Here is a 13,498-nt window from a genome sequence, read left to right on the forward strand (position 1 = left end):
CGCCTTCCCCTTTGCCAGGCTTGAGCTTGGCAATCTTATTACGCTTCTGTGTCCATCATTTAAACCTCAACGCATTGGCTACACCGAAAGCAACAACGGCCTCCCTGAAGAAACCGGCCGCCGAGCGAATCAACTTCGCCAAGATTAAGAAGGTTATCGAGTACCCGGATTTCCTGGACGTGCAGGTGCAGTCGTTCCAGGATTTCTTTCAGTTGGAGACGGCCGCCGAAAGCCGTTCTAACGAGGGTTTGTTCAAAGTGTTTGCCGAGAACTTCCCGATTTCCGATTCGCGCGAAAACTTCGTGCTGAATTTCATTGATTATCACGTCGACCCGCCCAAATATTCGGTTGACGAGTGCATCGACCGTGGCCTGACTTACTCGGTTCCGCTGAAAGCCAAGCTGCGTCTGATTTGCAACGACAAGGACAACGAAGACTTCGAGACGATTGAGCAGGAGGTGTTCCTCGGGAACATTCCCTACATGACCGTGAAGGGCTCCTTCGTTATCAACGGTGCCGAGCGCGTTATCGTGTCGCAGCTGCACCGCTCGCCGGGTGTTTTCTTCGCCCAGAGCAAGCACACCAACGGCACCAAGCTGTATTCGGCCCGTATCATTCCGTTCAAAGGCTCGTGGATTGAATTCGCCACGGACGTGAACAACGTGATGTACGCGTACATCGACCGCAAGAAGAAATTCCCGGTTACGACGCTGCTGCGCGCCATCGGCTATGGCACCGACAAAGACATCCTCGACCTGTTCGGGCTGTCGGAAGAGGTGAAGGCCGACAAGAAAAACCTCAAGAAGGCCGTGGGCCGCAAGCTGGCCGCCCGCGTGCTGCGCACCTGGACGGAAGACTTCGTGGACGAAGACACCGGCGAGGTGGTTTCCATCGACCGCAACGAAGTGTTGCTGGAGCGTGACTCCACCATTGAGGAAGAAGACATCGACACCATCCTCGAAGCCGGGGCCAAGTCGGTGATTCTGCACCGCGAAAACGTTAACATCGCGGACTTCGCCATCATTTACAACACGCTGCAGAAAGACAACTCCAACTCGGAGAAGGAAGCTGTAGAGCAGATTTACCGTCAGCTCCGTAACACGGAGGCGCCCGACGAAGAAACTGCCCGTGACATCATCCAGAAGCTGTTCTTCTCGGACAAGCGCTACGACCTCGGGGAAGTGGGCCGCTACCGGATTAACAAGAAGCTGGGCATCGACATGAGCCAGGAGGCCCGCGTGCTGACCAATGAGGACATTGTTCTCATCGTGAAGTACCTGATTGGTCTGATTAACTCCAAGGCCATTGTCGACGACATTGACCACCTGAGCAACCGCCGCGTGCGCACGGTAGGGGAGCAGCTCTACGCTCAGTTCGGCGTGGGCCTGGCCCGTATGGCCCGCACCATCAAGGAGCGCATGAACGTGCGCGACAACGAGGACTTCAAGCCGGTAGACCTGATTAACGCCCGCACCCTGTCGAGCGTTATCAACTCGTTCTTCGGCACGAACCAGCTGTCGCAGTTCATGGACCAGACCAACCCCCTGGCCGAGGTGACGCACAAGCGTCGTGTATCGGCGCTCGGGCCAGGAGGTCTGTCGCGTGAGCGCGCCGGCTTCGAAGTACGTGACGTACACTACACGCACTACGGCCGCCTCTGCACCATCGAAACGCCGGAAGGACCGAACATCGGTCTGATTTCGTCGCTGTGCGTGCACGCCCGCGTGAACGCCATGGGCTTCATCGAGACGCCCTACCGCGACGTGAAAGGCGGCAAGGTGGACATGAGCGAGAACGTGAAGTTCCTGACCGCTGAGGAAGAGGACACCCACCACATTGCCCAGGCCAACTCGCTGCTCGATGAGAACGGCAAGCTGACCCAGGAGCTGGTGAAGGGCCGCTTCGAAGGCGACTTCCCCGTGGTAAGCCCCGAGGAGTACTCCTACATGGACGTGGCGCCCAACCAGATTGTATCGGTGGCTGCTTCGCTCATTCCCTTCCTCGAGCACGACGATGCTAACCGCGCCCTGATGGGCTCGAACATGCAGCGTCAGGCGGTGCCGCTGCTCCGCCCGGAGGCCCCCATCGTGGGCACCGGCCTGGAAGGCCGCATTGCCACCGACTCGCGTACCCTCATCATGGCCGAAGGCGAAGGCGTAATCGATTACGTGGACGCCAACAAAATCATTGTGAAGTACGACCTCTCGGAGGACGACATCATGGTGAGCTTCGATGCCGAGCGTATTACCTACGACCTCATCAAGTTCCGCCGCACCAACCAGGACACCTGCCTCAACCTGACGCCGCTCGTGAAGCGTGGCGACCGGGTTAGCAAGGGCCAGCCGCTGTGCGAAGGCTACGGCACCCACCAGGGCGAGCTGGCGCTGGGCCGCAACATGCAGGTGGCTTTCATGCCCTGGCAGGGCTACAACTTCGAAGATGCTATTGTCATCTCGGAGCGCGTGGTGCGCGACGACATCTTTACCTCGATTCACATTGAGGAGTTTGAGCTGGAAGTGCGCGAGACCAAGCGCGGCGAAGAAGAGCTGACCTCGGAAATCCCGAACGTAAGCGAAGAAGCCGTGCGCAACCTCGACGACAACGGCATCATCCGCCTCGGCGCGGAGGTGCGGGAAGGCGACATCCTGATTGGTAAAATCACGCCCAAGGGCGAGACGGACCCCACGCCGGAAGAGAAGCTGCTCCGCGCCATCTTCGGCGACAAGGCCGGCGATGTGAAGGACGCCTCGCTGAAGGCGCCGCCCTCCCTGCAGGGTGTGGTGATTGGCACCAAGCTGTTCTCGCGTCCTAAAAAGGACAAGAACCTGCGGGCCAAGTCGAAGAAAGAGGTTGAAGACCTGAAGGACAAGTATGCCCACGAGCTGCGGGGCGTAAAGGCCATCATGATTGACAAGCTCGTGCAGCTGCTGGAAGGCAAAACCTCCCAGGGCGTGAAGCACCGCTTCGGCGAGGAGATGGTTGCCAAGGGCGTGAAGTTCAACCGTAAGAACATTACGGAAGGCCTCTTCCCCGATAAGAACCCCTACAAGGACGAGAGCAACTACGCCGTTCCGGAAGAAGTGAACCTGTTCAAGGACCTGATTCTGGAAGGCTGGACAGCCGATGCCAAGGTGAATGGCCTGCTGCAGGACCTGGTGAAAAACTACGCCAAGCGCCGCAACACCATCACCGCCCGCTTCAAGCGCAACCGTTTCACCCTGGAGGTGGGCGACGAGCTGCCGGCCGGCATCGTGCAGCTGGCCAAAGTGTACATCGCCAAGAAGCGCAAGCTGAAGGTGGGTGACAAGATGGCCGGCCGTCACGGTAACAAAGGCGTGGTGGCCCGCATCGTGCGCGATGAGGACATGCCCTTCCTGGCCGACGGCACCCCGATGGACATCGTGCTCAACCCCCTGGGTGTACCGAGCCGCATGAACATCGGCCAGATTTACGAGACAGTACTGGGCTGGGCCGGCCTCAAGCTGGGCCGCCGCTACTCGACTCCGATTTTCGACGGCGCTACCGAAGCCGAAGTGTCGGCGGAGCTGACCGAAGCCGGCCTGCCGCGCTTTGGCCGCACCTACCTGCACGACGGCCTGACCGGGCAGCAGTTCGACCAGCCAGTGACCGTGGGCGTGATTTACATGCTCAAGCTGGGTCACTTGGTCGACGACAAGATGCACGCCCGCTCCATCGGTCCGTACTCTCTCATCACGCAGCAGCCGCTGGGTGGTAAGGCCCAGTTCGGTGGCCAGCGCTTCGGCGAGATGGAAGTGTGGGCGCTGGAGGCCTTCGGTGCTTCCAACGTGCTGCAGGAAATCCTCACCGTGAAGTCGGACGACGTGGTTGGTCGCGCCAAAGCATACGAAGCCATTGTAAAAGGCGACGTGCTGCCCAAGCCCAACATCCCCGAGTCGTTCAACGTGCTGCTCCACGAGCTGCGTGGTCTGGCCCTGGAAATCACCATGGATTAGTAAGTTTTTGGTAACTGGTTGCTTGTTTCCGTGGCTGCTCAGGCAGCAGGAAGCAAGCAACCAGCAGCCATATTATCCGGTTGATGCCGGCAGCGCAATGCCCTCATCTAGCAGCTGTTCCGAGATATGGTCAGGACAGCCCGCGAACTCCGGGAAAGTTTACCAATAAGACCTTGTGGAAGCGGCAAAACATACCTATCTGTTCTGCCAACGCACTTTTTCAAGCGTCGAACTGTTTTGACCAGCTTGCGCTCAGTCTGGCGACTGACGAAGCCCAAACAGACCAAAGCCAACAGCTAACAGCTTAAAACCACTCAAATGGCTTTTGCAAAAAATAAGAAACTGGTTCAGGACTTCTCCAAAGTAACCATCTCCCTGGCCTCGCCCGAAGCAATTCTGGAGCGCAGCACCGGCGAAGTGGTAAAGCCTGAAACCATCAACTACCGCACCTACAAGCCCGAAATGGGCGGCTTGTTCTGTGAGCGGATTTTCGGTCCGGTAAAAGACTGGGAATGCCACTGCGGCAAGTACAAGCGGATTCGCTACAAGGGCATCATCTGCGACCGCTGCGGCGTGGAGGTGACCGAGAAGAAGGTGCGTCGTGAGCGCATGGGCCACATCGAACTGGTGGTGCCCGTAGCTCACATCTGGTACTTCAAGAGCCTGCCGAACAAAATCGGCTACCTGCTGGGCCTGCCCACCAAGAAGCTCGACCAGATTATCTATTACGAGCGGTACGTAGTTGTTCAGCCCGGCACCCTGGCCGAAGAAGGCGTACAGCAGCTCGACTTCCTCACCGAAGACGAATACCTCGACATCATCGACAAGCTCCCCCGGGAGAATCAGATGCTGCCCAACGAGGACCCCAATAAATTCATCGCCCGCATGGGTGCCGACGCCCTGCAGATGCTGCTGGAGCGCATCAACCTCGATGAGCTTTCCTACAGCCTGCGCGACTCGGCCGCCCACGAAACCTCGCAACAGCGCAAGGCGGAAGCCCTGAAGCGCCTGCGCGTAGTGGAAGCATTCCGCGACGCCGCTACCCGCATCGAGAACAAGCCCGAGTGGATGGTTATCCGCATGGTGCCGGTGATTCCGCCGGAGCTGCGCCCCCTGGTGCCGCTGGATGGTGGCCGCTTTGCTACTTCCGACCTGAACGACCTGTACCGTCGCGTTATCATCCGCAACAACCGCCTCAAGCGCCTGATTGAAATCAAGGCGCCCGAGGTGATTCTGCGCAACGAGAAGCGCATGCTGCAGGAAGCCGTGGACTCGCTCTTCGACAACTCGCGTAAGGTGAACGCCGTGCGCGCCGAAGGCAACCGCGCCCTGAAGTCGCTGTCCGACATGCTGAAAGGCAAGCAGGGCCGCTTCCGTCAGAACCTGCTCGGTAAGCGTGTCGACTACTCCGGTCGTTCGGTTATCGTGGTAGGCCCGGAGCTGAAGCTGCACGAGTGCGGCCTGCCCAAGAACATGGCGGCCGAGCTGTTCAAGCCGTTCATCATCCGCAAGCTCATCGAGCGCGGCATTGTGAAGACGGTGAAGTCGGCCAAGAAGATTGTGGACCGCAAGGACGCCGTAGTGTGGGACATCCTGGAAAACGTGCTGAAAGGCCACCCGGTGCTCCTCAACCGGGCTCCTACGCTGCACCGTCTGGGCATTCAGGCCTTCCAGCCCCGCCTCATCGAGGGCAAGGCTATTCAGCTGCACCCGCTGGTGTGTACGGCCTTCAACGCTGACTTTGACGGTGACCAGATGGCTGTGCACGTTCCCCTGGGACCGGCCGCTATCCTGGAAGCCTCCATGCTCATGCTGGCCTCGCACAACATCCTGAACCCGGCCAACGGCGCGCCCATCGCGGTACCGTCGCAGGACATGGTTCTGGGCCTGTACTACGTAACCAAAGGCAAGCGTAGCACGCCCGAGGAGACGGTACAAGGCGAAGGACGGGTGTTCTACTCCGATGAGGAAGTGGTAATTGCCATCAACGAAGGCCAGCTGTCGAAGCACGCCTACATTAAGGTGCGTACCAAAGTCCGCGACGAAGAAGACAACCTCGTTACTAAAATCGTGGAGACCGTAGCCGGCCGCGTGCTGTTCAACCAGCTCGTGCCCGAGGAAGTAGGCTTCGTAGATGAGCTGCTGACCAAGAAAAAGCTGCAGCAAATCATCTCGCTGGTGTTTAAGCGCACCGGCATGGCCCGCACCGCACAGTTCCTCGACGACATCAAGACTCTCGGTTTCCAATCGGCCTACAAAGGCGGCCTGAGCATGGGTCTGGGTGATATTCAGATTCCCAAGGAGAAGGACGAGCTGGTAGCCCAGGCGCAAGCCGACGTGGCCGCTGTAACTCAGAACTACCAGATGGGTCTGATTACCGACAACGAGCGTTACAACCAGGTTATCGACATCTGGACGCGCATCAACAATCAGATTACGGAAACGTTGATGGGCCGTCTGGAGAAGGAAAACCAGGGCTTCAACTCCATCTACATGATGATGCACTCGGGAGCCCGCGGCTCGCGCGAGCAGATTCGTCAGCTGGGCGGGATGCGTGGCCTGATGGCCAAGCCCCAGAAGTCGCTGCAAGGCTCGGTAGGTGAAATCATCGAAAACCCGATTCTGTCTAACTTCAAAGAAGGCCTGGACGTTATCGAGTATTTCATCTCAACCCACGGTGCCCGTAAGGGTCTGGCCGACACCGCACTGAAGACGGCTGACGCCGGCTACCTGACTCGTCGTCTGGTAGACGTGTCGCAGGACGTCATCGTGAACGAAGTAGACTGCGGCACCCTGCGCGGCATCGAGACCTTCGCCCTGAAGGACAACGAGGACGTGGTAGAGCCCCTGTCGGAGCGTATCCTGGGCCGCGTGGCGGTACACGACATCGTGGACCCGCTCACCGACGAGGTGATTCTGGCTTCGGGCCTGGAAATTAAGGAAGATACCACCCGCCGCATCGATGCTACGGCAATCGAGTCGGTGGAAATCCGCTCGGTGCTGACTTGCGAAAGCAAGCGCGGTATCTGCGCCAAGTGCTATGGCCGCAACCTGGCCTCGGGCCGCATGGTGCAGAAGGGCGAAGCGGTTGGTGTTATCGCCGCTCAGTCGATTGGTGAGCCCGGCACCCAGCTCACGCTGCGTACCTTCCACGTAGGTGGTACGGCCTCCAACATCGCCGTAGAATCGGGCCTGAAGGCCAAGTTCGCCGGTGTGATTGAGTTCGAAGACATCCGCACCGTGGACACGGTAACGGCCGAAGGCGAATCTACCCAGGTAGTGATGGGCCGCTCGGGCGAAATCCGCATCGTGGAGAAGGGCACCGGCAAGGTGTTCATCACCCACCACGTGCCCTACGGCTCCTTCCTGCTGGTAAAAGAAGGCCAGGAGGTAGAGAAAGGCCAGTCGCTGAACACCTGGGACCCCTACAACGCCGTAATTCTGGCCGAGTTTGACGGTACCATCGTGTACGACGCCGTAACGGAAGGCATCACCTACCGTGAGGAGTCGGATGAGCAGACCGGTCACCGCGAGAAGGTGATTATCGAATCCAAAGACAAAGCCCAGAACCCGGCCATCATCGTGCGGCCCGGCAAGAAGGGCGACGTTGAGGGTCAGAAGTCGTACAGCATCCCGGTGGGCTCGCACTTGAACGTGGAGAACAACGAGAAAATCAAGGCTGGTCACATCCTGGCTAAGATTCCGCGTGCCGTGGGCAAAACCCGCGACATCACCGGTGGTCTGCCCCGCGTAACCGAACTGTTCGAAGCCCGCAACCCCTCGAACCCGGCCGTGGTGTCGGAAATCGACGGCGTGGTAACCTACGGCTCGGTGAAGCGTGGTAACCGCGAAATCTTCGTGGAGTCGAAGGACGGCGTGAAGAAGAAGTACATGGTGCCGCTGTCCAAACACATCCTGGTGCAGGACAACGACTTTATCCGCGCCGGCATGCCGCTGTCGGATGGTGCCATTACGCCTTCCGACATCCTGAGCATTCAGGGCCCGGGCGCCGTGCAGGAATACCTCGTGAACGAGATTCAGGAAGTATACCGCCTGCAGGGTGTGAAAATCAACGACAAGCACATCGAGGTGGTCGTGCGCCAGATGATGCAGAAAGTTGTGATTCTGGACGCCGGCGACACGTCGTTCCTCGAAAACCAGGTGATTGACAAAATCATCTTCATGGAGGAAAACGACACCATCATCGACATGAAGGTGGTGACGGATTCCGGCGACTCGACCAACCTGAAGCCCGGCCAGATTGTGAATGCCCGCAAGCTGCGCGACGAGAACTCCAGCCTGAAACGCCGTGACCTGCGCCTCGTGCAGGTGCGCGACGCCCAGCCGGCTGTTTCCCGTCCCACGCTGCAAGGCATCACCCAGGCCTCGCTCGGCACGGCCTCGTTCATCTCGGCGGCTTCCTTCCAGGAAACCACCAAGGTGCTCAGCGAAGCCGCCATCCGTGGCAAGGCTGATGAGCTGCTCGGCCTGAAGGAGAACGTGATTGTGGGCCACCTCATCCCGGCCGGTACCGGTCTGCGCGAGTACACCCGCCAGATTGTTGCCTCCAAGGAAGAAGTGGAAGCCCAGGCTGCGGCCAAGGCTGCCGAAGAAACCATGCCCGCCAAGCGCCCCGTGCGCGCCGGCAAGCGTGAGGTTTCGGCCGAGTAATTTCGCTTAGGTTTGTAATGGAAAAGCCGACCGGGGTGACCCGGTCGGCTTTTTTGTTTGCCCTAACCTCATGCGTCAAATGAAATTCGCACTACTTTTCGGTTTATGCGCTTTGGTAATCGGTTGCTCTGTGGATTCTGAAAAATCACGCTTGCGGGAGGCTACAAAGTCAAAGTACCAAGTAGGTCAGGTTTGGGCCTATAATACCCGGCCTTCGGAGCCTGATGCGAAATTGACGATTGTTAAAATTGAAGGACAAGACAGCATAGGCAACATAATTCACATCTATGTGAGCAATGTGAAGGTCAAAACGTCCATCAAGCCTGAGAAATACAGTGAGACAATATCCCACATGCCGTTTTCGGAAGCGGCTATGGACTCAAGTGTAACCAAGCAACTTGGAATCGTAAAAAGCCTGCCGGAATATAGCGAAGGCTATAATGAATGGCGGCAAAGCTTTGATGCTGGTAATGCCGGAGTGTTTTCTATCACTGTTGGCAAAGCCGTAGAATATATGGAGAGGACAATGCTGGAGGGGCATCAGCCCGAACAGTAGCTAACTTGTACTTAAATCCCTTAAAGGACTTCGATATGCAACCCAACCAAAACCCCGCCCCCGACGCCTTCAACACTGAACTCTCCGAGGCCATGGCCGAGGGCGAGTACGCCAACCTCGCCTAGGAGCGCGGCTAAAGAATGTGGTGTGGGTTGACGACTACCAGGCCCGCAATACGGCTGAAGTCGGAGGTGTTGCGCGACACCAGCACGAGGCCATGTACCAAAGCCGTAGCCGCCACAATAGCATCGGGAAGCTTCGTATGGTATTGCTGGCGCAACAAGATGGTCTGCCGAACTACGTCCGCATCAAGCGGTAGCACCGGGGAAGTGGCCACAAAGAGTTCCAGCACCTGCTTTTCCTGTGCTGACCTCGGATTTACCAACAATTCAATCCAGTTGATGACGCTGATAGCATGTTCTTCCCGCAGCACCAAGCCATCAACCCACGCGCCGCCCGCCGGGGGCAGCAGCTGGGTTACCAGCTCTATAATGGTGTTGGTATCAACTAAGAATTTCGCTCCCATTCGTCACGCAGCTCGGCTACTTCCTTCAACATGCGCTGGCCAGCCTCTTGGGGCAGTAAGCCAAGCCAGCTACGAGGCTTTTGCGGAGCAGCGCCCACGGGCTTTGTTGGTTGAGGGCCGGCCACCACGGCTAGCACCTGAACGCTGCTCAGGTGTTGCACGGCCGCTACAGCCCCATCGTCCGGGGCATTGATGAGCATGAGAGGCATAACGGAGTGGGTTGAAAGTGCTAAAGATATACAAAGAGGTATTGGTAACGAAAAGTGCCCGGCTTTCCGGCCGGTACCGGTCTGTGCGAGTACACCCGCCAGATTGTTGCCTCCAAGGAAGAAGTGGAAGCCCAAGCTGCGGCCAAGGCCGCCGAAGAAACCATGCCCGCCAAGCGCCCCGTGCGTGCCGGCAAGCGTGAGGTTTCGGCCGAGTAATTTCGCTTAGGTTTGTAATGGAAAAGCCGACCGGGGTGACCCGGTCGGCTTTTTCTTTATATTCGATGGATGATGAAATGGATATGGTGGCTGACCTTCGTATGTAGAATGCTTATAAGCACTGCAGTGTTAGGCGGCAGCGCACTTCTAGCGTATGTGTCCGGACGCTATCTGCTTGAAATCCCATTGGGATACTTTGCTTTTCTAGAGAAAGTGTGGCCACCGGTTTTCATGTTCATCTGGTTTCTCTTCTTATTCGCCATAAGCTTGTTCCTTGCCTATGCCGCAGTTCGTTCAGTATTGAATGAATGGCAAACAAAACTTGAACACTAAATATGCAACCCAACCAGAACCCCGACCCCAACGCCATCAACATTGAACTCTCTGAGGCTATGGCCGAGGGCGAGTACGCCAACCTCGCCATGATTGCGCACAGCAACAGTGAGTTTGTCATCGACTTTATCCGCATGATGCCCGGCCTGCCCAAGGCCAAAGTGAAAGCCCGCGTGGTGGTAACGCCCGAGCACGCCAAGCGCCTGCTGCAAGCCCTAGCCGAAAACGTGGAGCGGTTTGAGCAGGCTCACGGGCCCATTAAAATGCAGAACGACGCCCCCAGCTACCCCATGAACTTCGGGGGCTCGATAGGGGAGGCGTAAGCTGGTTCTATCGAAATGTGAGAGCCTATTGAGCGTTGCAGCTTGATAGGCTCTTTTTTATGGTACCTTGTGCAGCTAAGGCGCACTGCTGCTGGTTACATAAATCGGGGGCAGTATGTTTCTGACTGTCAGCAAGCCACAGGAGTATACTTACTGCACCCATGACCTACAGCCACGTTGCCTTTTTGACGGTTCCCTTATGCTCTGGCGGCTGGCAGCGCTTTCTGCTATGGGCGATGGTTTGGCAGTGTCTGGCTCTAAGCAGCTACGCTCAAACTCCCACCTTCGACCGGGCTACTACCTGTGCCAGCAGCCAGAATATCTTCCCGAGTGGGCCGACCAAACTGGCAACGGATGCCCAGGGGAATACCATAGTAGGGGGGATTTTCGATGGTAGCACCTTGCTGGGCAGCACCATCCTAACCTCGGCTGGTGCTGTGCCTGTGGACCCGACTTTGCTGGCCCCTACCGATGTGTTTGTCGCCAAGCTGGACGCAGCCGGCACCTACCTGTGGGCTGTGCAGGGAGTAGGTACCTTGCGCGAAGAAGTCACCGACTTAGGAGTCGATAGCAACGGCGATGTTTACGTTACGGGCACATTTGAGAGCTACAGCGTCTCGTTCGGAGGTATCACACTGTACAATTCCAGCCGCTGGCGCGACGGTTTCATTGCCAAGCTCAACGGCACCACCGGCCAATGGCTCTGGGCACGCCGGTTTGGAGGAACGTACGAGGACTTTCCTACCGCACTGGCTATTACGCCGCAAGGCCAAGTGTATATCGCTGGTAGCTTATGGAGCGACACCGCGGACTTTGGTTCTTTCATACTCCCTTACTCGCAGACCGGTCATGCCTTTATTGCCAAGCTGGACGGGGCCGGCAATTGGCTATGGGCGCGGGATGCGGGCACGAGAGCGCCTCAAATAACCAGCATGGTACATAGTGCTCAAGGTGAGCTGTATCTGGCCGGCATTTTTAAGTACGGGTCCGTGAGCTTTGGTGCCACCACGCTAACTACCCAGCTTATTCCCAACTCAGGTTCTAATACCGGGGGCGACGTTTTTGTAGCGAAGTGCACGGATGGTGGTACTTGGCTATGGGCTATACAGGGCGATGCTGTTACGAACCAAAACCTACTGGATTTAAGTATTATTCAACTGACGCAGGATACCAGTGGGCACTTGTATGTGTGTGGAAGATATGAAGGCTCTGCAATGCGCGTGGGTAGCACCGTGTTGCCGAATATGAGCAGTCGGGTCGGTGGTGCATCCCTCAGATTTCACGGTGACGTATTCGTCGCTCGGTTAGAGGCCGCTACAGGTACCTGGCAATGGGCCACCCGCGCGGGTGGCATGCAAGACGACGTGCTAGGGGCTATTGCCTTGGGCGGACAGGGACGGCTCTACGTGGCCGCAGGTATCTACGGGTGGCCAGCTGCTTTCGAGAGCCCACTCCTAGGCGGTGGCCGAGTGCAGCTGGCACAGCTGGATGCCGGCACTGGCGCGTGGGTGTGGGCCCAAGCCATTAGCCCAGCCGTGGCCCGAACAATAACCACCGACAACGCCGGTCGCCTGTACGTCGGCGGCTTCTTCACCAGCTCGACGGCCACCTTCGGTGCTACAACTTTACCGCAGGCCGGACCGGGACAATCAACCGGCTTTGTGGCCCGCTTGACAAGTGGGCCTCTGGCCACTCACGCGCCCGCGCCTGGTCGCCTCGGATTGGATGTGTGGCCCAACCCGACCAATGTGCGGGAGGTGTGGGTACGTGGGGCAGCCCCCGGCCAGTTGGTGCGGGTGCTGGACCTGCTCGGTCGCGAAGTAGGCCGGGGACAGATGCCCCCTGTCGGAGCGCTGAAGCTCAAGCTGCCGGACCAGCTATCTCCGGGCGTGTATTTGGTGAGCATCAGCGGGCAGGCCCAACAACTAGTGGTAGAGTAAGCAGATAAGGAAGTCTTACAAGTAAAGCCAACTGCTTTGTCTTGCGTGCTCCTACTACAGCTCCACCTTACCGAGCTAGCACAAAAAATGCTTGGCTAACCTTCAGGAGGCCGCCCTACAGAAAGTAGGGCGGCCTTTTGGTTAAAGAATAAGCTCACCTCCTAAAATTAACCTACTCACCCTGTTTGCTATTGCGGCGAAATACTCTTACCTTTGCAAGCCAAAATTTTAGGAGCAAACGGCTCCAAACAAACCAACCGCTAAATGCCAACCATTAACCAACTCGTACGGAAAGGCCGCGAGGCTTTGACTACAAAGTCGAAGTCCCCCGCCCTTGATTCGTGCCCGCAGCGTCGGGGCGTGTGCACCCGTGTGTACACCACCACGCCTAAGAAGCCGAACTCGGCTATGCGCAAAGTGGCCCGTGTGCGTCTTACCAACGGTAAGGAAGTAAACGCATACATCCCCGGTGAAGGCCACAACCTCCAGGAACACAGCATCGTGCTGATTCGTGGTGGCCGGGTAAAAGACCTGCCCGGTGTTCGCTACCACATCATCCGTGGTGCCCTCGACACCGCCGGCGTAAACGGTCGTCTGCAGCGCCGCTCCAAGTACGGCGCCAAGCGTCCCAAGCCCGGTCAGCCCGTGGCAACCGGCAAAGGTGGCAAACCAGCACCCGGTAAGAAGAAGTAATTTATTAGTTGTCAGTTGTTAGCTGTCAGTTGTCGGGTTGCTACGGCCGCCGGAAAC

The 13,498-nt window shown here is 57.7% G+C and carries 9 protein-coding genes; 7 read left to right on the forward strand and 2 right to left on the reverse strand.

Annotation, left to right across the window (positions count from 1 at the left end; translation table 11 throughout):
- Positions 1-104: 104 nt before the first annotated feature.
- The 3 genes from rpoB to ABD919_RS02095 all read left to right on the forward strand — a co-directional run bounded on the left by rpoB (position 105) and on the right by ABD919_RS02095 (position 9,201).
- On the forward strand, positions 105-3,974 hold the full coding sequence (gene rpoB, locus ABD919_RS02085; protein WP_345233564.1) for a DNA-directed RNA polymerase subunit beta: 3,870 nt from the start codon (positions 105-107) through the stop codon (positions 3,972-3,974).
- Positions 3,975-4,292: 318 nt separating this feature from the next.
- Positions 4,293-8,645 (forward strand): DNA-directed RNA polymerase subunit beta', encoded by a 4,353-nt coding sequence (rpoC, locus tag ABD919_RS02090; protein WP_345233325.1) that lies wholly within the window; start codon positions 4,293-4,295, stop codon positions 8,643-8,645.
- A gap of 79 nt (positions 8,646-8,724) precedes the next feature.
- Positions 8,725-9,201: a hypothetical protein gene (locus tag ABD919_RS02095; protein ID WP_345233327.1), complete on the forward strand. Its 477-nt coding sequence runs from the start codon at positions 8,725-8,727 to the stop codon at positions 9,199-9,201.
- A 133-nt stretch (positions 9,202-9,334) separates the two neighbouring features.
- On the opposite strand, the gene ABD919_RS02100 is transcribed toward ABD919_RS02095, so the two are convergent.
- Positions 9,335-9,727: a type II toxin-antitoxin system VapC family toxin gene (locus tag ABD919_RS02100; RefSeq protein WP_345233329.1), complete on the reverse strand. Its 393-nt coding sequence runs from the start codon at positions 9,725-9,727 to the stop codon at positions 9,335-9,337.
- Entirely contained in the window at positions 9,709-9,936 is a 228-nt protein-coding gene (locus tag ABD919_RS02105; protein WP_345233331.1) for a hypothetical protein, read from the reverse strand. Before ABD919_RS02105 ends, ABD919_RS02100 begins: the two co-directional genes overlap by 19 nt.
- A 54-nt stretch (positions 9,937-9,990) precedes the next feature.
- Here ABD919_RS02105 and ABD919_RS02110 point away from each other — a divergent pair, with 54 nt between their 5' ends.
- From ABD919_RS02110 to rpsL, 4 genes are all read left to right on the forward strand, one after another.
- Positions 9,991-10,152, forward strand: coding sequence for a hypothetical protein (locus ABD919_RS02110; RefSeq protein ID WP_345233332.1), 162 nt, complete (start codon positions 9,991-9,993; stop codon positions 10,150-10,152).
- A 335-nt stretch (positions 10,153-10,487) separates the two neighbouring features.
- Positions 10,488-10,808, forward strand: coding sequence for a DUF3467 domain-containing protein (locus ABD919_RS02115; protein WP_345233334.1), 321 nt, complete (start codon positions 10,488-10,490; stop codon positions 10,806-10,808).
- Between the two features lie 1,535 nt (positions 10,809-12,343).
- Positions 12,344-12,748, forward strand: a complete 405-nt coding sequence (locus tag ABD919_RS02120) for a T9SS type A sorting domain-containing protein (protein ID WP_345233336.1) — start codon at positions 12,344-12,346, stop codon at positions 12,746-12,748.
- Between the two features lie 264 nt (positions 12,749-13,012).
- Complete coding sequence (gene rpsL / locus ABD919_RS02125) at positions 13,013-13,441, forward strand: 30S ribosomal protein S12 (protein ID WP_345233337.1); 429 nt, start codon at positions 13,013-13,015, stop codon at positions 13,439-13,441.
- Positions 13,442-13,498 lie beyond the last annotated feature (57 nt).

The organism is Hymenobacter saemangeumensis, assembly GCF_039541835.1.
In the GTDB taxonomy this organism is placed as follows: domain Bacteria; phylum Bacteroidota; class Bacteroidia; order Cytophagales; family Hymenobacteraceae; genus Hymenobacter; species Hymenobacter saemangeumensis.

What these genes read in the sequence shown, in the direction of transcription:
- ABD919_RS02115 (WP_345233334.1), top strand. Translation starts at nt 10,488, where the DNA reads ATGCAACCCAACCAGAACCCCGACCCCAACGCCATCAACATTGAACTC.
- ABD919_RS02105 (WP_345233331.1), bottom strand. Translation starts at nt 9,936, where the DNA reads ATGCCTCTCATGCTCATCAATGCCCCGGACGATGGGGCTGTAGCGGCC.
- ABD919_RS02100 (WP_345233329.1), bottom strand. Translation starts at nt 9,727, where the DNA reads ATGGGAGCGAAATTCTTAGTTGATACCAACACCATTATAGAGCTGGTA.
- rpoC (WP_345233325.1), top strand. Translation starts at nt 4,293, where the DNA reads ATGGCTTTTGCAAAAAATAAGAAACTGGTTCAGGACTTCTCCAAAGTA.
- rpsL (WP_345233337.1), top strand. Translation starts at nt 13,013, where the DNA reads ATGCCAACCATTAACCAACTCGTACGGAAAGGCCGCGAGGCTTTGACT.
- ABD919_RS02095 (WP_345233327.1), top strand. Translation starts at nt 8,725, where the DNA reads ATGAAATTCGCACTACTTTTCGGTTTATGCGCTTTGGTAATCGGTTGC.